This window comes from Amycolatopsis sp. NPDC051758 (assembly GCF_044453095.1).
GTDB lineage: Bacteria > Actinomycetota > Actinomycetes > Mycobacteriales > Pseudonocardiaceae > Amycolatopsis.
In genome coordinates, this window is sequence record NZ_JBITCJ010000015.1 from 117532 (window position 1) to 136757 (window position 19226).

Consider the following 19226-nt stretch of genomic DNA (forward strand, 5'->3'; position numbering starts at 1 on the left):
GTTGACCAGCGCTTCTCGATTCCTGATCGGTCTGCGGCGGGCCGGGCGGGTAAATGGTTGGACGGCGTCGGGCACGCGCTGCTAGCGTTCCCGCCGACCGTGAACCTGCCCCAGGAGGTGAGACCCATGTACGCAGCATCGAAGTGGGTGCTCCCCCTCGGCGTCACGGTCGGGCGGCTGACGTAACAGTTGCCGGGAGCGCCTCGACAAGGCACTCCCGAAAGGCAACAACCATGCATTTCACCGCGCAGACATCGGCGAACGGTGTCCTCGAACGCGACTTCACGGTGGGCGAGGTCCCCGGCGTGCTCTGGTCGCCCGCCGAGGGCGCCGGGCCCGCACCCCTGGTCCTCATCGGTCACGGCGGCGGCCGGGACAAGAAGGCGCCGCCCGTCGCGGGCCGCGCACACCTGTTCGTCACCCGGTGCGGCTTCCACGTCGCGGCCATCGACGCCCCGGGCCACGCCGGCCGCCCCCGCACGGCGGCCGACGAGCGCGAGGTTCCCGTGATGCAGCAGGCGATGGCGACGGGCGAGCCGGTCGGCCCGATCGTCCGCCGCTACAACGCCGACATCGCCGAGCGCGCTGTCCCGGAATGGCTAGAGACCCTGGACGCGCTCGAGGAACTGCCGGAAATCGGCGGCCCGGTCGGCTACTTCGGCCTCAACATGGGCACCGCGATCGGCGTGCCGCTGACGGCGGCTGACCCCCGCATCAAGGCCGCGGTCTTCGGCATCTTCTGGCACGACGACCTCGTCGACACGGCGAAGCGGATCACCGTGCCGATCGAGTTCGTGCTCCAGTGGGACGACCAGCACATCCCGCGCGAATCGGGCCTCGCGTTGTTCGACGCCTTCGCCTCGGCGGAAAAGACGTTGCACGCCAACGCGGGCAAGCACAAGGAGGTGCCGAGGTTCGAGGCCGACAGCGCCGTCCGGTTCTTCGCGCGGCACCTCGGAAAGGCGGAAACCGTATGAGCACCTTCACCTCGGGCGACGCCGCGGTGGTGATCACGCGGGTCGCGGAGCGGCACTGGCACGCCCTGGAGGACGACCGGGTGGTCGGCCGCGGCGAAGCGACCCTTCGTCCCGACGGCCGGATCTTCCTCAGCATCGACGCGTGGCACGGCGCGGTCTTCGACCAGCTCGCCGCGACGATGCTGCCCGACCTGCCGCGGCCGTTGTACACAGTGGTCGACGAAGCCGACGTCGACCTGACGTCCCACTGGGAGCGGGCCGGCTTCACCACCCGGCGCCGCGAGTGGGAATACGTCGTGCCCACCGATGTGGCGCGTCCTGCGTCGCCGGGTGTGACGATCGAGCCGGCGCGGGAAGCTCCGCTGCGCGAGCTGGACCGCGCGATCCGCGCCGAGGTCGAGGCGACGGTCGGCTGGCCGGAGATGCCGGCGGAAGTGGTGACGCGGCCGGTACCGGATCCCGCGAAGTGCACGGTGGCGACGGAATCCGGCCGGTACGTCGGAATGGTCCGGGTGGTGCCGCTCCGGCAGCCCCGGATCGGCCTGATCGCGGTCCGCGCGGAGTGGCAGCGTCGCGGGATCGGCCGGGCGCTGCTCGCGCACGTGCTGGGCGCACTGCACAGCAGTGGCCTCGAATCGGCGTCGGCCGAGGTGACCGAAGCCAACTCGGCGGCCATCGCGCTGTTCGAGGGCTTCGGCGCCCGGCGCGCGGGCAGCAACCTCGAGCTGGTGGTGCGCTGATGGCGAACGCCGGCGGCATCGAGGTGGAGGGCACCGTGCTGGAGTGCCTGCGCAACGCCACGTTCCGGGTGGAGCTGGAAAACGGGCACAAGGTGCTCGCGCACATCAGCGGGAAGATCCGGAAGAACTACATCAAGATCCTGCCGTTCGACCGGGTGCTGGTGGAGCTCAGCCCGTACGACCTGAGCCGGGGCCGGATCAAGTTCCGGTACCGCAGCTAACGAGTGGGGGAGGCCGTCGCCGCGACGGCCTCCCCTCCCGGACCTGCCGGGCCGGGCGTGACAGGCTGGGGACGTGACCGACACCGTCCATCCCTTCGACTTGACCTGGCGTGACGTCGATCCCCGGCAGCATCCGTTCGACGCCGCGACCGCGCTCGACGTGATCAGTTCCCTTGCCCCTGCCCGGTTTCCCGCGACGCCGGACGAAGGGGACGAGTGGACCGCCGAGATGGTGCGGGCCGTCGTCGACCGCTTCGGCCGGTGGGCCGCGGGCTGGCGGTGGGCACACAACGAGGGGGACCTCGGCGGCGGACCGGTGACGAGCTGGTGCTGCGCCCGGCACTCGATCACGACCCCGGACGCCACTCTCCACCGGATCGCGGACGCGTTGTGCCGGTGGCGGAGCTGGCTGGAGGACCTGGCCGAGCGGTTCGACCGGTACCCGCTGGACACCGTCGAAGGGGAGGAACAGCGGCAGATCCGGGAGCGCGCCACGACCCACCTGGTGACCGCCGTCGTCGACCGCACCGGCGCGGGAGACGCCTGGTACCGCCACGCCGAGCAGGTGCTGTCCTGGTTCCTGACCCGCTGGGGAACGGACCCGGCAACCGCGGCGGACCAGGTCGAGCGCGCGGTCTCCGGCGACTTCGCGAGCTGGACCGCACCGGAGACCCAGGTCCTGGACGACGTCGCCGGGCGGCTCGCCGAACCGTGGCCGCCCCGGGGCCGCGGATGACGGTTCCCGACCACCTGCGGGCGTGGCTCGCTGTCCGCGATTCCGTGCCCTGGCAGCCGAGTCCGTCACGCCGCGGGATGATCACCCCGCGGCGTGACGGACCGGTGCACGACATCGTCACCCGGGACGGCCCCCGCGCCGCACGTCTGCTGGCCGCCCTCGCCCAGGCTCGTGCCGACGCGGAATCGGGCGCAGCGCTGAGCTTCGAGGTGCTCAGCGGGTGGCAGCGCCACGTCCTCGGCGTCGCCGACGTGCCGTTCCGGTCCCACCCGGCGTTCGCCAAGGAAGGCCGCGAACGCTACGGCGTGAGCCCCGGCCTGCGCGGTGAGTTCGACCGATGCCTGGCGCAGGCCCACCACACCGGCCCGGGTCTCGCCGCCCGCGCCGCGCGGCTGTACCTCGACGTCTGCTTCTTCCACCCGTTCGACGACGGAAACGCCCGCTGCGCTTTCCTGGCGCTCACTTTCCTGCTGGCCGGGGCGGGAATCACGCTCGACCAGGTGGCTCCGCTCCGCCGTATCCCCCGCCGCGCGGGCAGTTCCGAAGACGCGCTCGCGCTCGCCGAGCTGGTGGCCATCCTCATCACGAACACGGCTCGTCGCGGGACGGCGATGGAGCTCAGTACTCGTTCTTGATACTGCGGTCACACCGGCAAGGTCCGCCCGAGGAACGCCGTCGTCAGGTCCCAGGCTCGCGCGGCCGCGGCCGGGTGGTGGAACATCGGCGCCACGTTGTTGTGGAACGCGTGTCCCGCCTCTTCCTGGACGTGGATCTCCGCGCCCGGGTGTGCGGCCACTGCGGACTCCACGAGACGCACGTCGGAGCGCGGGATGAACGGGTCCTGCCCACCGAAGTGGAACTGGATCGGGCAGGTGATCTCCGCCAGGTTCGCGATCTGCCCCGGCACCGTCGAGCCGTAGAACGACACCGCCACGTCCGGGTCACCCGCGGCCGCCGCCGCAAACGCCAGGGAGCCGCCCAGGCAGAAGCCCAGCACGCCCACTTTGTCCGTGACGGCGGGGGAAGCGCGCAGGTGCGCCGCGGCTTTCAGGACGTCCGAAAGGCCGAGAGCCGGGTCGAAGGCGGCTGCCACTTCCATCGAGGCCGCCACTCCCGCTTCGTCGTGCGTCGACGACCAGCCCGGCGACGTGCGCCAGAACAGCTCCGGGACCACCACCACGTAACCGAGGGACGCCAGGTCCGCCGCGACCGAGCGCAGGTAGTCGTCCAGGCCGAAGATCTCCTGGACCAGCACCAGTCCCGGGCCGCGGCCGGCCGGGGGCAGCCACTCCGGCAGGGGGAGATCGCTCATCACAACGCCCTTTCCAGGATGTCCGCGACCAGGGCGGCTTGCCGGCCGTCCGGGTCGAGGTCGGGGTCGAACACCGTCAGCTCGAAGCCCGCCGCGCCGGGGAGTGACAAGAGCCCGCGCAGCAGGGAGACCAAAGTGGACGGACCAAGACCACCCGGATCGGGACTGTCCACTGCGGACACGTGCGCCGGGTCGAGGACGTCGATGTCGACGTGGACCCAGAAGCCGTCCAGGCTGGCGAACGTCGAAGCCGCCACGGCCAGCGCGTCCGGCACCAGCAGGCTTTCCGAGGTGACGTAGGAGATCCCCGCCGACCGCAGCTCGGCCGACTCCGCCTCACGGACGCCCAGCACCACGACGTCGCTGTCGCGCACGTACGGCCGGAGACCGTCGATGTCGGCGAGGTCGCCGGCGCCGCGGCCGGTCATGATCGCCAGGTCCTCACCCGCCGCCGCGCCGACGTGGTCGGCGATGCCGAGGTGGCGGAAGTCGTCGTGGCCGTCGAGGTAGGCGATGCCGAACCGGCCTTCGCGGCGCAGCGCCAGCATCGCGCCGAGCGAAATCGAACAGTCGCCGCCCAGCACCACCGGGAAGCCGCCCGACGACCGGACCGACGCCACGCGGGTGGCGAGCGCACGCGTGTAGGAGGCCAGCGCCGCGGAGTTGCGGACGCCGTCACCCGGTTGCCAGGTGCCGACGTAGCGCCCCGGCGTCACGACACCGCCGTCCGACGCGTTCAGGCGGCGCAGGATCCCGAGGTCGCGCAGCACGCCGGGCGTCTTGTAACAGCCGGGCACCGCGCCCTCGGCCGGCGGCCGCAAGCCCAGGTTGGACGGAGCGTCGATCAGCACGAGATTCCCCACCGGGTCACCGTACTGGCTCCGCGGGCGGCCGCGTCCTAAGTTGGGAGACCGACCAAGGAGGCGCGATGGCTGAACAGACCAAGTACGTCCTGGACGAGGCCGATCTCCCGACCCGGTGGTACAACGTCGTCCCCGATCTCCCGGAGCCGCCACCGCCGCCGCTGCACCCCGGCACCCGCGAACCGGTCGGCCCGGCGGACCTGGCGCCGCTGTTCCCGCAGGCCCTCATCGAGCAGGAGGTGACGACGGAGCGCTATGTCGACATTCCCGAGGAGGTCCGGGAGGTCTACAAGCTCTGGCGTCCGTCGCCGCTGTTCCGCGCGCGCCGGCTGGAGAAGGCGCTGGGCACTCCGGCGAGGATCTACTACAAGTACGAAGGGGTCAGCCCGGTCGGCTCCCACAAGCCGAACACCGCCGTGCCGCAGGCGTTCTACAACGCGCAGGAGGGTGTCGCCCGGCTGACCACCGAGACCGGCGCCGGCCAGTGGGGGAGCGCGCTCGCCTTCGCCTGCGCCCAGTTCGGGCTGGAGTGCGAGGTCTGGCAGGTGCGGGCGTCCTACGACCAGAAGCCCTACCGCAAGCTGATGATGGAGGTCTTCGGCGCGACGGTGCACCCCAGCCCGTCCGAGCTGACCGAGTCCGGCAAGGCCATCCTCGCCGAACACCCCGACTCCACCGGCAGCCTCGGCATCGCGATCAGCGAGGCGGTCGAGCAGGCGGCACAGGACCCGGACACGCGGTACGCGCTGGGCAGCGTGCTCAACCACGTGCTGCTGCACCAGACGATCATCGGCGAGGAGGCGCTGCTGCAGTTCCAGCTGGCCGGCGACACCCCGGACGTCCTCGTCGGCTGCACCGGCGGCGGCTCGAACTTCGGCGGGCTGGCGTTCCCGTTCCTGCGCGAGAAGCTGGCCGGCCGGATGGACCCGGTGATCCGCGCGGTCGAACCGGCCGCGTGCCCGTCGCTGACCCGCGGGAAGTACGCCTACGACTTCGGTGACACGGCCGGGCTCACGCCGTTGCTCAAGATGCACACGCTCGGCCACGAGTTCATCCCCGACCCGATCCACGCGGGCGGCCTGCGTTACCACGGGATGTCCCCGCTGATCTCGCACATCTACGAGCTCGGCCTGATCGAGGCGATCGCCGTCGGACAGCAGGAGTGCTTCGCGGCAGGCGTGCGGTTCGCGCGGTCCGAGGGCATCATCCCGGCACCCGAGCCGACGCACGCGCTCGCGGCGTGCATCCAGGAAGCGTTGCGGTGCAAGGAAACCGGCGAGGAGAAGGTGATCCTCACGGCGCTGTGCGGGCACGCACACCTGGATCTGCCGGCGTATGGCGCGTACCTCGCGGGCGACATGGTGGACAACGAACTGTCCGCGGCCACGCTCCAGGAGTCCCTCGCCACCCTGCCCTGACCCGAGCGCCCCAAGGCGGCCTCGGTTGCGTCTGACGCACCGAAGGCCGCCTTGGGTGCGTGAGACGCACCGAAGGCCACCTTGGGGCGCTTACAGCACGTCGGGGATTTCGGGGCGGGACAGCTCCGAGCGGGTGTCCGCCAGGACGACGCGGTCCCGGCCCGCCGCCTTCGCCTCGAAGACCGCGTCGTCGGCGGCCTGCAGCAGGATCGTGTACTCCGTGGCCGTTTCCGGGTACACCGCCGCGCCGATCGACGCGGTCAGGCCGCTGATCACCTCGGGTTTGCCCGGGCGGACCACCGGGACGCGCACCTCGACGCGGGCGATCGCCGCCCGGATGCGGTCGGCGATCGACGCGATTTCGCCGCTCGTCGCGCCCGGGAGCAGCACCACGAACTCGTCACCGCCGAAACGGCCGACGTAGTCGCCGCCGCGGACCGAGTTCTGGATCGCCGACGCGATCGCGCGCAGCACCTCGTCGCCGGCCAGGTGGCCGTTGCCGTCGTCGATGGCCTTGAAGTGGTCGATGTCGATCATCAGCACACCCGCCGTCGAGGCCAGCTCGGCGGCGCGGGCGAGCTCGTTGCGGGCCAGCTGGACCCAGAACTCCGGGGCGAGCAGCGACGTCTTGGAGTCCGTGCGCGCGGCGGCCTGGAACTGCGGCAGCAGCAGGCCGATGTGCAGCGCCACCGGTGTCACCATGAGCACCGGCAGCAGCCAGGGCCGGACCGTCATCACCAGCGCGATGCCGCAGCCGACGCCGACCGCGGCCAGCACGATCAGCACGTCGGACGGGTTGCCGAACGCCTGCCGCGGCGGCTTGCCCGGGTTGCTCATCACGATCGCGAGGATCACCAGCAGGTAGTTGAGCCCGAAGTAGACGAGCCCGGACACCGCCAGCGCGAGCATCCCGCCGAACTTGTCCAGGTACGGCACGTACGGCGCCAGCCGGCCGCCGGTGCCGGCGGACAGCACCACACCCGCGGCGGCGCAGGCGAGGATCACGGTGGCGCCGGAAAACACTTTCCGGTGAATCACACCGCGGCGTTTGTACACCCGTACCCAGGAATGGGCATAACTGACGACGATGACGAGCGTGGCCAGTGGCGGGGGCAGCAGGAGCAGCCCGGCGAAGATCCAGATCGACTGCAGGTGCATGTGCGGCCGGCCGTCGGCGGCGAGCTCCCGGATGCGCTCGATGCGTTGCGCCGCTTCGAGATGGACGATCTCGCCGGCCAGGATCAGTCCACACCAGAGCACGGACTGACCCGTGATCGGCACGAGGCCCGCGGTCGCGAAGATCGCGACCGCGGCCAGGACGTCGACCGTGAGGACATAGCCGAACACCGGAGTGGGCAGCTTCCACACGGCCCACGTACGGAGACCTGATCGTGGACGTTCTGAGCTGGGCTTTCGCCCTCGGGACCCGGAGAATCCCACGAAACGCCCCTTTTGTTAGGACGGAACTCTTCGCGGAAATGTCACTGTAATCAAATGACCGCGGTGTGTCACTAGGCCGGTCAGGCTACCGTTCGGTTACGCACCGTGCAAGATCGCTCACAACCAGGAGAAACCATGTCGCACTTCCTGCCCAACGCCAACATCGTCCCGTCCCGCCGGCGCGCGCAGCGGCCGACCGACTGGACCCGTCAGCTGCCGACGGACTGGACCCGCGCGATCCCGACCGACTGGACCGCGCACCAGCTTCCCACCGATGGGACGCCGCGTCAGCTGCCGACCGACTGGACCGCCCACCGGATCCCGACCGACTGGGCCGGCACCGGCGCCGGCGTCGCACCACTGCCCGCCTGCCCCACCGACTGGAGCGAGCGCAAGGGCCAGCGGCCGACCGACTGGACCCGGTTCTGAGAACCGCCACCCGGTGACCGGCGTCGAGAGGGAGCCGGTCACCGGGACCCGGCCGGTCCGTCAAGAAGGCTGCGCCCGGCGCCACAACGTGGCCGCGCCGAACGCCGCCACCACGCCCACCGCTCCCGCCGAGGCGACAACGCCGTGCGGGGCGATCCGTTCCGCCGCGAGCCCGGCCAGCACCACCCCGAGGCCCTGCGACACCCGCAGCGCCGTCAGCGCGAAGCCGAACGCCTGCGCACGCTGGGTGTCCGGGGTCAGCTGCACGAACGTCGTGTTCGCGATGAGGTTGTACGAACTCGCCACGCCGGACAGCGTGAGCAGCAGGAGCGTCCCTTCGAGGTCCGGCCGCAACGCGCAACCCAGCAGCGCCGCGCACGCCAGCATCGCCAGCGGTCCCAGCAATCTGCTTCGCCGCGACGGCGGGATCCTCGACAGGGCCGCCATGCCCAGCACGTTGCCCAGCGCGTACGCCCCGAGCAGCAGCCCGACGACCACCGCGCCGCCACCCAGTTCCGCCGCGTACGGCGCCGCGATCGCCTCACCCGCGATGTAGAGCCCCGACACGCAGCCGAGCGCGACCAGCGCGAGCCGGCGCCGGTCGGCGACGACCACCGTCCAGCCCGCCCGCACGTGCGGCCACCAGCGGACCCCGGACGACTCCCGCGGCGGCCGCGACCGGACGCCGGTGACCAGGAACAGCGCCGACACCGCGAAGCTCGCCGCGTCCGCGAGCAGGGCGCCGCCGGTGCCGATGGCCGCGACCAGGAGCCCGCCCAGCGCGAACCCGGCGACCTGCCCCGCCTGGACGAGCATCATCAGCAGGCCCATCCCGGGCACGAACGCGTCGTCCGGCAGCACCTGCGGCAGCAGCGCCGCGCGCGCGGAGTTCCACACCGGGTTGAGCAGCTGGACGCCGATCAGCAGGGCAGCCACCGCCGGCAGCCCGAGCCCCGGCCACGCCATCGCGGCGACCGCCAGCGCACGCACGACGTCGGCCAGGACCATCACCGCGCGCGGTGGGTGGCGGTCGGCCAGCCCGGACAGCAGAGGCCCGCCGACGAGGTCGGGCAGGAACGTCAGCGCGTACGTCAGCGCCGCCCAGCCCGGCGAGTTCGTCCGGTCGTAGACCAGGATCGACAGCGCGACCCGCGCCAGCTGGTCACCGGTGACCGAGACGAGCTGGGCCGAGAACAGGGCCCGGAACTCGGCCACCGCGAGGACGTCCCGGAACCCGACCGCGCGCACCGCCATGAACACCCACGGTACCTACGCATACGCGCTGGGTGAACGGCCGTTAGGAGGGACCGCAGGTGATTTTCGGTTGCGGGTTGTAGTGGACCGTCCGGGTCGAGCGGCCGACCTCGCGGCCGGTCGCGGCGTCCTTGAGCACGCGGGTGTCGGACGTGGTGAACCCGGGCGCGCCGTTGGAGGCGTGGCAGTTCTCCGCCGGCCCCGGCTTGGTCGGCGGGTCGCTCGGGTTGGCCCGGCTGCCCGGGATGGACTCGACGGTGTACCGCTTGGTGCCCCACAGCTTCACGGTCAGCGACGACGGCGACCAGATCGCCTGGATCGCGATGCCGGTCGGCGAGTCGTTGGTGAACTTGAGGTCGATCACACTGGAGCCGTTGGGGTTCTGGAAGACCGTCGCCTCGCGCGCGGCGGGGTAGCGGCTGATGTAGTAGCTGTGCTCCTTGTGCCCCGCGTCCTTCATGCCCGCGAAGTACGACGCGTTGTACAGCGTGGTCGCGAACTGCGAGATGCCGCCGCCGACCTCGCGCCCCGGGGCGCCGTCCTTGATCACGCCCGCCTCGACGTAGCCCTGCGCCTTGCCGCGCGGGCCGGTGAACCCGTTGAGGCTGAAGGTTTCCCCGGGCTTGACGATGGCGCCGTTGACCTTCTGCGCGACCACGCGGATGTTCGTGCCGGAGTCGGCCGCGAAGCCGCCGGTGGTGAACTCGCCGACGACCTCCTTGACGCCGAGCTGGTTCGCCTGGTCGGTGGTCACCTTCGCCGGCGCGTCCTTGTAGATCGCCGGGACCTCGCGGCCGTCGGTCTTCTTCAGGACGTCGGGCAGCGGCTTGAGGCTCGGGTCCCAGTCGATGGTGCGGCCGTCGGTCGACGGGTCCACCGTGGGCTTGCCGCCTTCGAAGACGATGGTCGCCTCCTTGCCCTCCTTCTCGGTGGACTTCAGCTGCGGCCCGGCGGCTTCGGCGATCTTGCCGTTGTCGATCTTCGGTGTCAGCCCGCCGCCGTCGGCCGGCTCGAAGCTGAGCGCGGCGGCGATCGCCTCCGGCTTCACGGTGGCGTTCTTGCCCTCGCCCTTGACCACCAGCGGGCCGGAGACGGCGGGCCGCGCGAACTGCTCCAGCGCGGCTTGGATGCCTTCGGGGGTGGTGCGGACCGGGGTGCCGGTCACCGGCAGCGCCAGCGTCTCACCACGCGCCCACTTCTCGACGACGGCGGCCTTCGCGGCCTCGACGTCGAGCTTCTGCCCGGGTTTCGGCGCGACGGCGACCGGGTTCGCACCCTCGAACTTCACGGTGCCTTCGGCCGGCTCACGGTCGACCTGGCCGCGAAGGCCGTCGAGGGCGGCGGCGAGCTTGGCGTCGTCGGCGTGGCTGACCACACCGACCTCACGGCTGGAGAACAGCGACGACAGGCGCGTGAACGGGTTCAGCGGCTGCTCGCCGGCCTGGTCGAGGGTCTGCGCCCAGTCGAGGCGCAGCCCGGCGAGCGTCGGCGACAGCGTGCCCTGGACGTCACCCGCGGTCACGGCCAGCGGGCGCGTGAGCCGCGGCTCGATCTGGCCGCGCAGCTGCTGCTCGGCGGCGTCGCGGTCCATGCCGCCGACGTCGACCCCGGCCACGGTCACGCCACGCGGGACGCTGCCCTGGCTGACCAGCAGGTCGACGCCGTAGATCACGACGAGCAGCCCGAAGACGCCACCCGCGATCAAGCCGGCCTTGCGCAGGTTCGGCTTCGGCTTCGCGGGTGCGGGCTCGGGGGGTTCGGTGTCGGGGCGGACGACCGGCAGGACGTCCGTCTGCTCACCGTGTGACTCGGGCCAGCGCGGTTCGTACGGCAACTCTCCACCCCTTCAACGCGGCGCCGGTTCGCGCCCGTGACGGGCTCAGCGTACGGGGCACCCGGACAAGCCGTACGACTCGCCCTAACGGGGGATGAACCGGTCACGGAACGGCTGATCCGGTGCGCTGGCCGCCGCCTCAGCCCGCGTCCGGCTCGGGATTTGCGCCTGCCCTGGCCAGGAAGTCGAAGTCGCAGCCTTCGTCGGCCTGCGTGATGTGTTCGCTGTAGAGCGCGCCGTAACCCCGCTCGAACCGCGGCGCGGGCGCTACCCATGCAGCGCGACGCCGCTCCAGTTCCTCATCGGACACGTCCAGGTGCAACCGTCGCGAAGGCACGTCCAGGGTGATCAGGTCACCGTCGCGGACCAGCGCCAGCGGCCCGCCCACGTGGGACTCCGGCGCCACGTGCAGCACGCACGCGCCGTAGCTGGTGCCGCTCATCCGGGCGTCCGAAATCCGGACCATGTCCCGGACCCCGGCCTCGAGGAGGTGCGAAGGGATCGGCAGCATCCCGTACTCGGGCATGCCGGGGCCGCCGAGCGGGCCCGAACCCCGCAGCACCAGCACCGAATCGGCGGTGATCGACGGGTCGTCGATCCGCTTCTTGAGGTCCGGGTAGTTCTCGAACACCACGGCCGGGCCGGTGTGCGTCAGCAGGTGCGCTTCGGCGGCGATGTGCTTGATGACCGCGCCGGACGGCGCCAGGTTGCCGTGCAGCACCGCGACCCCGCCCTCGGCGGCCACCGGGTTGTCGCGGGGCCGGATGACGTCGTTGTTGTGCACCGACGCCGAAGCCAGGTTCTCGCCGAGCGTCCGGCCGGTGACGGTGAGCCGCTCGACGTGCAGCAGGTCGGTCAGCCGCGACAGCAGCCCGGGCAGGCCGCCGGCGTAGTAGAAGTCCTCCATCAGCCAGTCGCCGCCGGGACGGATGTTCGCCAGCACCGGGACGCGGCGCGCGAGCGTGTCGAAGTCGGCCAGCGAGACCGGGATCCCGCTGCGGCCGGCCATCGCGATCAGGTGGATCACGGCGTTGGTCGAGCCGCCGAGTGCGAGCACGGTGGTGATCGCGTCGGCGTACGCGCGCTTGTCCAGCACCTGCCCGACGGTCAGGTCCTCCCAGACCATCCCGACGATCCGGGCGCCGCTCGCCGCGGCCATCCGGTGGTGCGCCGAGTCGACGGCGGGGATCGACGCCGCACCCGGCAAGGTCATGCCGAGCACTTCGGCGGCCGAGGTCATCGTGGACGCCGTCCCCATCGTCATGCAGTGGCCGGGTGACCGCGCGAGCCCGCGCTCCAGTTCGGACAGCTCGGCGTCGCCGATCAGCCCGGCGCGCTTGTCGTCCCAGTACTTCCACATGTCGGTGCCGCTGCCGAGGACCTCGTTGCGCCAGTGCCCGCGCAGCATCGGCCCGGCCGGCACGAAGATCGCGGGCAGCCCGGCGCTCGCCGCGCCCATCAGCAGCGCCGGGGTGGTCTTGTCGCAGCCGCCCATCAGCACGGCGCCGTCGATCGGGTAGGACCGCAGGATCTCCTCGGTCTCCATCGCCAGCAGGTTCCGGTAGAGCATCGGTGTCGGCTTCTGGTACGTCTCCGACAGCGTCGCCACCGGGAACTCCAGCGGGAACCCGCCGGCCTGCCAGACACCGCGTTTGACCTGCTCGGCGCGTTCCCGCAGGTGCATGTGGCAGGGGTTGATGTCGGACCAGGTGTTGAGGATGCCGATGACCGGTTTGCCGAGGTGCTCTTCCGGGTTGTAACCGAGCTGACGGCTGCGGGCTCGGTGGCTGAAGTTGCGCAGTTCGCCGCCGCCGAACCAGCGGTGGCTGCGGAGCTCCTCGGGCTTCTTCATGGGAACCAGTATGGCATCTGATATATGATCCTGCGGGCCTGGTTGAATGGCCTTCGACACGACGAGGGAGCGCACCATGACCGGGACGTTCAGCCTGCCCGCCTCCCGGACCGAGGTGGTACTGGAAGAGATCCGCCGGGGCATCCTCACCCGCGAGCTGGTGCCCGGCCAGCCGCTGGTCGAGGCCGAGCTGGCCGCGCGGCTGGGGGTGTCGAAGACCCCGGTGCGCGAGGCGCTCAAGGTGCTGTCCAACTCGGGCCTGGTGACGTTCAGCCCGTACAAGGGCGCGTCCGTGTGCGTGGTCGACGCCGAGCTCGCCAAGTCCGTCTACGACGTGCGGATGGTGCTGGAGCCCGAGGCCGTCCGCCGGACCGTCGAGCAGCGGGACCCCGAGCTGCTCGAAGACGCGGCCGAGGCGCTGAAGGAGGCGTCGACGGCGATCGCGGACAAGGACCAGGCCGCGCTGAGCCTGCTCAACCGCCGGTTCCACCGCGCGCTCTACCGCGGCTGCGGCAACCCGCTGATGGTCTCGATCCTGGACGACCTCAAGGACCGCGCGGCGCTGATCAGCGTGGTCGGCTGGGAGGCCAACCCCAGCTGGAAGAAGGAGTGGACCGAGCACAAGGCGGTGCTCGCCGCGGCCAAGAAGGGGGACGCCGAGGGCGCCGCGGCGCTGCTGCGCGACCACATCGGCGGGTTCCTGGAGCGGGTGCTCGAGGCCATCGGATGAAGCTGCTGCTGATCTCGGACACGCACCTGCCGTTCCGCGGCCGGGTGCTGCCCGAGCAGGTGTGGGCCGAGGTCGACGCGGCGGACGTCGTTGTGCACGCCGGCGACTGGGTCGAGGTCGGCCTGCTCGACGAGCTCGAAGCCCGCAGCAAGCGGCTGATCGGCGTTCACGGCAACAACGACGGCGCCGACCTGCGGTCCCGGCTGCCGGAGATCGCCCGCGCGGACCTCGACGGCGTCCGGCTGGCGGTGATCCACGAGACCGGGAGCAAGGAGGGCCGCGCACAGCGGTGTGACACGCAGTTCCCGGACACCGACGTGCTCGTCTTCGGCCACAGCCACATCCCGTGGGACACGACCACCCCGGCCGGCCTGCGGCTGCTCAACCCGGGCTCGCCGACCGACCGCCGCCGCCAGCCGTTCTGCACCTACCAGACGGCCCGGATCTCCGACGGCGCGCTGGTCGACGTCGAGCTGCACGAACTGCCCCGGAAGGGGTAGACAGGTCCCATGGATCCGGCATGGGCGTTGCGGGAGATCGCGTTCCAGCTCGAACGCGCGGGGGAGCCGACCTACCGCGTCCGCGCGTTCCGGAACGCCGCCGCGACCGTCGACAAGCTCACCGCCGAGCAGCTCGCCCAGCGGGCCGAGGCCGGCACGCTCACCGCGTTGCCGGGGATCGGCAAGGCCACCGCCGGGGTCATCGAAGACGCCCTGGCCGGCCGGGACCCCGCCTACCGGGGGAAGATCGTCGAGAAGGAGCTGCCGGACGGCGAGCCGCTGCGGTCGGCCCTCAAGGGTGACTGCCACACCCACTCCGACTGGTCGGACGGCGGCAGCTCGATCGGCGAGATGGCCGTCGCGGGGCGGGACGTCGGGCACGAGTGGATGGTGCTCACCGACCACTCGCCGCGGCTGACCGTGGCGAACGGGCTCTCGCCGGACCGGCTGCGGACGCAGATGCAGATCGTCGCGAAAGCCAACGAGCTGATGGCGCCGTTCCGGCTGCTGCAGGGCATCGAGGTCGACATCCTCGACGACGGCGCGCTCGACCAGGAGGAAGAGCTGCTCGCCGAGCTGGATTTCGTCGTCGCGAGTGTGCACTCGAAGCTGCGGATGCCGGCCCGGGACATGACCCGCCGGATGCTCGCCGCGGTCCGGAACCCGCACGTGCGCGTGCTGGGGCACTGCACCGGGCGGCTGGTCACCGGCCGCGGCCGGCCCGAATCGGAGTTCGACGCCGAAGCCGTGTTCACCGCGTGCCGCGAGAACGGCGTCGCCGTCGAGATCAACTCGCGGCCCGAGCGGCTCGACCCGCCGATGAAGCTGCTGCGCCTGGCCGCGGAGATCGGCTGCGAATTCGCGATCGACAGCGACGCGCACGCCCCCGGCCAGCTCGACTGGCAGGGTTACGGCTGCGAGCGCGCGATCAAGGCGGGGATCGGGCCGGAGCGGATCATCAACACCCGCACGGCGGACGAGCTGCTCAGCCGCTGACCGAGATGTTGATGACCGGGTGCTTCGCCGGGTCGAGCCACCGCAGCACGGCGTCGAGGTCCCGGGCGGGGACGGACACGCAGCCCGCGGTCGGCTTGCCGTTGCCGACGTGCAGGAAGAACGCCGAGCCCGCGCCCGGCACCACGGGAGCGCGGTTGTAGTCGATGACGACGGCCTGGTCGTAGACCGGGCCCGCCTGGCCGAGGTTCTCCCCGGCGGCCTCGTCGAACGGGCACGCGCCGGGAGCGCACGAGAAATGCGTGTTGTAGTACGGGGATTTCACATCGGACACCCACCAGTCCGAGGTGGTGACCTGGCGGTAGGGCAGCCGGGTGGTCGCGGGCTTGATGCCGAAGGCTTCGGTCAGCGGCCACACGCCGGCCGGCGTGCGTGACGTCGATTCGCTGGCCCGGCCGATGCCGTTCTTGCCGACGTACGCCGGAACCGGGCCGTACGCCCGCGTCCAGCCGCGGCCTTCGTGCTGCCATGCCGTGAGAGTGGCGGTGGTGGCGTTCGCCGAATCCGCGACGACGGTGACCACCTGCCCCGCGTCCCCGCGGAACGACGGCGAAGCGACCGCCCCGGCGGGCGCCGCGGCGCTGGTCAGCAGCGTGGCGGCGGCCAGCGTGACGCCGAGGAATCTCCGGGACATGCCCGAGACCCTAGCGGCGCCACGCCAGCCGTGCGAGGTCAGTTGATGGTGTAGGAGTCCCCGTAGACCTTCCACTTCAGCGGGGTGTGCAGGTCGAAGTTGCCCGCGTTGAGGAACACCAGCTGCTCGGTGTCGACACGCGAGGTGTCCGAGTGGGCTTCCTCTTCGTTCATGACGACCTTGCGGGCGGTGAAGAACGCCTTGAGGTAAGCCGTCTCGTCGCCACCCTGCGCCGGGGTCTTCGCCTTCTTCATCGCGGCCGAGCGGATGCCGCCGAAGCTGCTGTGGTCGGTGCCGGGGCCGTGCATGACGATGGCGTCGTAGTAGGCGAACTGGCCGAGGTTGCTGAGGCCGTCCGACTTGCCCTGGCTCACCGCCGGGTTGAAGTACACGCGGTCGCGCTCGTTGTTCTGCGCGGTCTGGAACGCCGTGGTGGCCGCAGCCTGCTTCCACGCGCTCTCGAACGCCGAGCCGAGCCCGCTGTGCGAGTCGGTGCCGTTCACCTTGCGCAGCGCGGGAAGGTACTTCGCCAGCGGGTTGTTCGGCACCGAGTTCGTGTACGCCTCGACCAGTTCGAGCATGTCGCCGGTGCCGGAGCAGAACCCGATGATGCCCGCGGTGTAGCCGCGGCCGTCGCCGATGTCCTCGATGTACTTGTACTGCGCTTTCCAGTCCAGGGAGGAGTTTTCCGCGCTGGAGACCAGCTTCATCGCGATCTCCTTCTTCGCCGCGACCGAGAGGTCGCCGGTGGCGAGGACGGAGGCGCTCTGCGCGGCCGCCGGCGCGGGTGCTGCCGTGGAGAGCGCGGGCGTGGTGATCACGAGGGCCGCGACGGAAGCCGCGCCGAGCGCGCCGATCAGGACCGGCCGCAACTTCTTGCTCATGGGAGGAAACCCTTTCCGCGGAACGTGCCGTGGGGGAGCACGGCTGCTGGCATGGCGGACGAAGCCGGGAATTCGGCGGCCTTCCGGACGTCGCCTTCGCGGCTTCGGGTGGTGCTGCGGCGTAGCGCCACGGTAGCGAAGGGTGAGGGGCTTCACAAGAGGCGGAAGAAGTTCATGTTCGTGAACGGGGCGACTCGGTCCTCAAAGGACGAATCCGCGCGCAAATAGGGAAAGAAGTCAAGGGAGAGCAGACGATTTCGCCCGCGGTCAGCGGACCCCGGCGAAGAGGCGGATGACGTCCGGCAGGACGTTCACCGGGATCGTCGGGTCGATCGCGCGCTGGACGCCGAGGCCGATGCCGAGGCTCAGCAACGCCGTCGCGGCGTCGTCGGCCGACATCGGGAGCGTGATCCCGAAGCGTTCGGCGTACCCGGTGAGCAGGCCGGCGATGGTGTCGCGAATGGCTTTGTCCCGCGCGGCCAGTTCGGCGCGCACGTGCGGGTTGCGCCGGGCGTTCGTGGCGAACTCGACCTCCAGCGCGGTCCACGCCTCGTCGCCGATGCTGCGCTCGGCCCAGACCTGGAACGCCGCCAGCAGCCCCTCGACCCCGTCGGCGCCGACCAGGGCTCCGGCGACCAGTTCGACCTGCTCGTCGTGGATCCGGTCGAGCACGGCGAGGCAGAGCTCGTCCTTGTTGCGGAAGTTCGAGTACACCGCGCCCTTCGAGTACCCGGCCTCGTCGGCGACCTTCTCCAGCGACGTCACCGAGTAGCCGTCACGCAGGAACAGCTGCTTGGCGGTCTCGATGAGCTGCTCGCGGGTGCGCGCCTGGCTTTCCGCGCGGGTGAGTCGGGCCATGGGTGCACTCTAGCGAGGTCCGGAATTGGGGTACCACCGGTATTGAGATACTGCTAGTCTCCGAAAAATGGAACAACGCCACTTCGCGGTCCTCGTCGTCGGCGCCGGGGCATCGGGGCTGGGCGCCGCCATCCGCCTGGGCCAGGCCGGGGTCGACGACCTCGTCGTGCTGGAGAAGGCCGCCACGCTCGGCGGGACCTGGCGCGACAACACCTACCCCGGCTGCGCCTGCGACGTCCCGTCCGCGCTGTACTCCTACTCCTTCGCGCCGAACCCCGGCTGGACGCGCGCGTTCGCCGGGCAGGCCGAGATCCGGACCTACCTGCGGGACACGGCGTCGCGGTTCGGCGTCACGGACAAGATCCGGTACGGCGTCGAGGTGACCCGCGCGCAGTGGAACGCCGGCGCGGCGCGCTGGGAACTGGAGACGTCCCAGGGGCCTTACACCGCACGGATCCTGGTGGCCGGCACCGGCCCGTGGCACGAGCCGAACATGCCGGACCTGCCCGGGCTCGGCGGCTTCCCCGGCGAGGTCTTCCACTCCGCCCGCTGGAACCACGAGCACGACCTGGCGGGCAAGCGGGTCGCGGTGATCGGCACCGGCGCGTCGGCGGTGCAGTTCGTGCCCGAGATCGCGCCCCGGGTGGCGCGGCTGCACCTGTTCCAGCGCACCGCGCAGTGGGTGCTGCCGAAGCCGGACCACCCCGTCCCCGGCGTCGAACGGTTCCTGCTGCGGCGGTTCCCGGCGCTGCAGCGGGCGTTGCGCAGCGCGGAGTACGGCGCGATGGAGACGCTCGGCTTCGGCTTCCGACACCCGTGGCTGCTGCGGCAGGTGCAGAAGGTGGGGCTGGCCCACCTGCGCCTGACCGTGCGGGATCCCGCGCTGCGCAAGGCGTTGACCCCGGACTACACGCTGGGCTGCAAGCGCCTGCTGATGTCGAACACGTACTACCGCGCGCTGACGCGATCCACTGTGGACGTCCACGCGACGGCGGTCTCATCGGTGTCCGGTAACCGGGTGCTCGGCGCGGACGGCACCGCGGCCGAGGTCGACACGATCATCTTCGGCACCGGCTTCCACATCCTCGACATGCCGGTGTCGGCCCGCGTCTTCGACAACGACGGCCGGAGTCTCGACGACCATTGGAAAGGCAGCCCGCAGGCGTTTGCGGGGACCACGGTCGCGGGGTTCCCGAACCTGTACCTGCTGCTGGGGCCGAGCCTCGGCACCGGGCACTCGTCGGCGTTCATGATCCTGGAGGCCCAGCTGCGGCACACGGTGGCCGCGGTGACCCGGACCCTGCGGTCGGACCGGGCCTCGGTCTCGGTGCGGCCGGAGGTCCAGGCGGCGTTCAACGCGGAGGTCCAGGCGGCCCTGCCGGGCACGGTGTACCAGTCGGGCGGTTGTTCGAGTTATTACACGGACGTCAACGGGCGCAACAGTTTCAGCTGGCCGTTCTCGACCGGGCGGCTGCGGGCGCGAGTGGGTTCGTTCGACGAAGCGGACTACGAGATCGCTTGAACGCGCCA

Annotated in this window: 20 protein-coding genes; 11 read left to right on the forward strand and 9 right to left on the reverse strand. The window is 71.1% G+C overall.

Translation table 11 applies throughout. The annotated features are described in order from the left end of the window. The first annotated feature begins 233 nt into the window (after positions 1-233). The 5 genes from ACIA5G_RS46605 to ACIA5G_RS46625 all read left to right on the forward strand — a co-directional run bounded on the left by ACIA5G_RS46605 (position 234) and on the right by ACIA5G_RS46625 (position 3309). Positions 234-977: a dienelactone hydrolase family protein gene (locus ACIA5G_RS46605; protein WP_395935649.1), complete on the forward strand. Its 744-nt coding sequence runs from the start codon at positions 234-236 to the stop codon at positions 975-977. Next, positions 974-1717: a GNAT family N-acetyltransferase gene (locus tag ACIA5G_RS46610; protein ID WP_395935651.1), complete on the forward strand. Its 744-nt coding sequence runs from the start codon at positions 974-976 to the stop codon at positions 1715-1717. Before ACIA5G_RS46605 ends, ACIA5G_RS46610 begins: the two co-directional genes overlap by 4 nt. Next, a complete protein-coding gene (gene infA / locus ACIA5G_RS46615) occupies positions 1717-1938 on the forward strand; it encodes a translation initiation factor IF-1 (protein WP_395935653.1) in 222 nt (73 codons plus the stop codon). The genes ACIA5G_RS46610 and infA overlap by 1 nt, the downstream gene beginning before the upstream one ends. A 73-nt stretch (positions 1939-2011) precedes the next feature. After that, positions 2012-2674 (forward strand): hypothetical protein, encoded by a 663-nt coding sequence (locus ACIA5G_RS46620; RefSeq protein ID WP_395935655.1) that lies wholly within the window; start codon positions 2012-2014, stop codon positions 2672-2674. Further along, positions 2671-3309: a Fic family protein gene (locus tag ACIA5G_RS46625; protein WP_395935657.1), complete on the forward strand. Its 639-nt coding sequence runs from the start codon at positions 2671-2673 to the stop codon at positions 3307-3309. Before ACIA5G_RS46620 ends, ACIA5G_RS46625 begins: the two co-directional genes overlap by 4 nt. Before the next feature lie 8 nt (positions 3310-3317). On the opposite strand, the gene ACIA5G_RS46630 is transcribed toward ACIA5G_RS46625, so the two are convergent. Both ACIA5G_RS46630 and ACIA5G_RS46635 read right to left on the reverse strand, forming a co-directional pair. After that, entirely contained in the window at positions 3318-3986 is a 669-nt protein-coding gene (locus tag ACIA5G_RS46630) for a dienelactone hydrolase family protein (RefSeq protein WP_395935659.1), read from the reverse strand. Then, entirely contained in the window at positions 3986-4849 is an 864-nt protein-coding gene (locus ACIA5G_RS46635) for an arginase family protein (protein ID WP_395935661.1), read from the reverse strand. Before ACIA5G_RS46635 ends, ACIA5G_RS46630 begins: the two co-directional genes overlap by 1 nt. 65 nt (positions 4850-4914) lie before the next feature. Here ACIA5G_RS46635 and ACIA5G_RS46640 point away from each other — a divergent pair, with 65 nt between their 5' ends. Continuing rightward, entirely contained in the window at positions 4915-6267 is a 1353-nt protein-coding gene (locus ACIA5G_RS46640; protein WP_395935663.1) for a TrpB-like pyridoxal phosphate-dependent enzyme, read from the forward strand. A 90-nt stretch (positions 6268-6357) separates the two neighbouring features. Here the strand turns inward: ACIA5G_RS46640 and ACIA5G_RS46645 are convergent, their stop codons facing one another. Then, a complete protein-coding gene (locus ACIA5G_RS46645) occupies positions 6358-7635 on the reverse strand; it encodes a diguanylate cyclase (RefSeq protein WP_395935665.1) in 1278 nt (425 codons plus the stop codon). Between the two features lie 207 nt (positions 7636-7842). Between ACIA5G_RS46645 and ACIA5G_RS46650 the strand changes: the two genes are divergently transcribed. Next, complete coding sequence (locus tag ACIA5G_RS46650) at positions 7843-8136, forward strand: hypothetical protein (RefSeq protein WP_395935667.1); 294 nt, start codon at positions 7843-7845, stop codon at positions 8134-8136. 60 nt (positions 8137-8196) lie between these two features. Here the strand turns inward: ACIA5G_RS46650 and ACIA5G_RS46655 are convergent, their stop codons facing one another. From ACIA5G_RS46655 to araD, 3 genes are all read right to left on the reverse strand, one after another. Next, positions 8197-9390, reverse strand: a complete 1194-nt coding sequence (locus tag ACIA5G_RS46655; protein WP_395935669.1) for an MFS transporter — start codon at positions 9388-9390, stop codon at positions 8197-8199. Between the two features lie 43 nt (positions 9391-9433). After that, positions 9434-11224: a VanW family protein gene (locus ACIA5G_RS46660; protein ID WP_395935671.1), complete on the reverse strand. Its 1791-nt coding sequence runs from the start codon at positions 11222-11224 to the stop codon at positions 9434-9436. 139 nt (positions 11225-11363) lie between these two features. Beyond that, the gene (gene araD, locus ACIA5G_RS46665; RefSeq protein ID WP_395935673.1) at positions 11364-13076 is read right to left on the reverse strand and encodes an L-arabinonate dehydratase; all 1713 of its coding nucleotides are present in this window, start codon (positions 13074-13076) and stop codon (positions 11364-11366) included. Positions 13077-13152: 76 nt separating this feature from the next. On the opposite strand from araD, the gene ACIA5G_RS46670 reads away from it, so the two are divergent. The 3 genes from ACIA5G_RS46670 to ACIA5G_RS46680 are packed head-to-tail and all read left to right on the forward strand — an operon-like array spanning position 13153 to position 15302. Then, positions 13153-13806 carry a GntR family transcriptional regulator gene (locus ACIA5G_RS46670; protein WP_395935675.1) on the forward strand — a complete coding sequence of 218 codons (654 nt, stop codon included), beginning with the start codon at positions 13153-13155 and terminating at the stop codon, positions 13804-13806. Beyond that, on the forward strand, positions 13803-14306 hold the full coding sequence (locus ACIA5G_RS46675; RefSeq protein ID WP_395935677.1) for a metallophosphoesterase family protein: 504 nt from the start codon (positions 13803-13805) through the stop codon (positions 14304-14306). The genes ACIA5G_RS46670 and ACIA5G_RS46675 overlap by 4 nt, the downstream gene beginning before the upstream one ends. A gap of 9 nt (positions 14307-14315) precedes the next feature. Next, positions 14316-15302: a PHP domain-containing protein gene (locus tag ACIA5G_RS46680; RefSeq protein ID WP_395935679.1), complete on the forward strand. Its 987-nt coding sequence runs from the start codon at positions 14316-14318 to the stop codon at positions 15300-15302. On the opposite strand, the gene ACIA5G_RS46685 is transcribed toward ACIA5G_RS46680, so the two are convergent. From ACIA5G_RS46685 to ACIA5G_RS46695, 3 genes are all read right to left on the reverse strand, one after another. Then, a complete protein-coding gene (locus tag ACIA5G_RS46685; RefSeq protein ID WP_395935681.1) occupies positions 15292-15954 on the reverse strand; it encodes a L,D-transpeptidase in 663 nt (220 codons plus the stop codon). The two genes, ACIA5G_RS46680 and ACIA5G_RS46685, sit on opposite strands and share 11 nt — an antisense overlap. 38 nt (positions 15955-15992) lie before the next feature. Then, complete coding sequence (locus tag ACIA5G_RS46690) at positions 15993-16838, reverse strand: chitosanase (RefSeq protein WP_395935683.1); 846 nt, start codon at positions 16836-16838, stop codon at positions 15993-15995. A 267-nt stretch (positions 16839-17105) separates the two neighbouring features. After that, the gene (locus tag ACIA5G_RS46695; RefSeq protein WP_395935685.1) at positions 17106-17696 is read right to left on the reverse strand and encodes a TetR/AcrR family transcriptional regulator; all 591 of its coding nucleotides are present in this window, start codon (positions 17694-17696) and stop codon (positions 17106-17108) included. A gap of 67 nt (positions 17697-17763) precedes the next feature. On the opposite strand from ACIA5G_RS46695, the gene ACIA5G_RS46700 reads away from it, so the two are divergent. Then, positions 17764-19218 (forward strand): flavin-containing monooxygenase, encoded by a 1455-nt coding sequence (locus ACIA5G_RS46700; protein ID WP_395935687.1) that lies wholly within the window; start codon positions 17764-17766, stop codon positions 19216-19218. Positions 19219-19226 lie beyond the last annotated feature (8 nt).

What these genes read in the sequence shown, in the direction of transcription:
- ACIA5G_RS46605 (WP_395935649.1), top strand. Translation starts at nt 234, where the DNA reads ATGCATTTCACCGCGCAGACATCGGCGAACGGTGTCCTCGAACGCGAC.
- ACIA5G_RS46685 (WP_395935681.1), bottom strand. Translation starts at nt 15,954, where the DNA reads ATGTCCCGGAGATTCCTCGGCGTCACGCTGGCCGCCGCCACGCTGCTG.
- ACIA5G_RS46670 (WP_395935675.1), top strand. Translation starts at nt 13,153, where the DNA reads ATGACCGGGACGTTCAGCCTGCCCGCCTCCCGGACCGAGGTGGTACTG.
- ACIA5G_RS46650 (WP_395935667.1), top strand. Translation starts at nt 7,843, where the DNA reads ATGTCGCACTTCCTGCCCAACGCCAACATCGTCCCGTCCCGCCGGCGC.
- ACIA5G_RS46680 (WP_395935679.1), top strand. Translation starts at nt 14,316, where the DNA reads ATGGATCCGGCATGGGCGTTGCGGGAGATCGCGTTCCAGCTCGAACGC.
- ACIA5G_RS46630 (WP_395935659.1), bottom strand. Translation starts at nt 3,986, where the DNA reads ATGAGCGATCTCCCCCTGCCGGAGTGGCTGCCCCCGGCCGGCCGCGGC.
- ACIA5G_RS46640 (WP_395935663.1), top strand. Translation starts at nt 4,915, where the DNA reads ATGGCTGAACAGACCAAGTACGTCCTGGACGAGGCCGATCTCCCGACC.
- infA (WP_395935653.1), top strand. Translation starts at nt 1,717, where the DNA reads ATGGCGAACGCCGGCGGCATCGAGGTGGAGGGCACCGTGCTGGAGTGC.
- ACIA5G_RS46700 (WP_395935687.1), top strand. Translation starts at nt 17,764, where the DNA reads ATGGAACAACGCCACTTCGCGGTCCTCGTCGTCGGCGCCGGGGCATCG.
- ACIA5G_RS46610 (WP_395935651.1), top strand. Translation starts at nt 974, where the DNA reads ATGAGCACCTTCACCTCGGGCGACGCCGCGGTGGTGATCACGCGGGTC.
- ACIA5G_RS46690 (WP_395935683.1), bottom strand. Translation starts at nt 16,838, where the DNA reads ATGAGCAAGAAGTTGCGGCCGGTCCTGATCGGCGCGCTCGGCGCGGCT.
- ACIA5G_RS46695 (WP_395935685.1), bottom strand. Translation starts at nt 17,696, where the DNA reads ATGGCCCGACTCACCCGCGCGGAAAGCCAGGCGCGCACCCGCGAGCAG.
- ACIA5G_RS46655 (WP_395935669.1), bottom strand. Translation starts at nt 9,390, where the DNA reads ATGGCGGTGCGCGCGGTCGGGTTCCGGGACGTCCTCGCGGTGGCCGAG.
- ACIA5G_RS46625 (WP_395935657.1), top strand. Translation starts at nt 2,671, where the DNA reads ATGACGGTTCCCGACCACCTGCGGGCGTGGCTCGCTGTCCGCGATTCC.
- araD (WP_395935673.1), bottom strand. Translation starts at nt 13,076, where the DNA reads ATGAAGAAGCCCGAGGAGCTCCGCAGCCACCGCTGGTTCGGCGGCGGC.
- ACIA5G_RS46675 (WP_395935677.1), top strand. Translation starts at nt 13,803, where the DNA reads ATGAAGCTGCTGCTGATCTCGGACACGCACCTGCCGTTCCGCGGCCGG.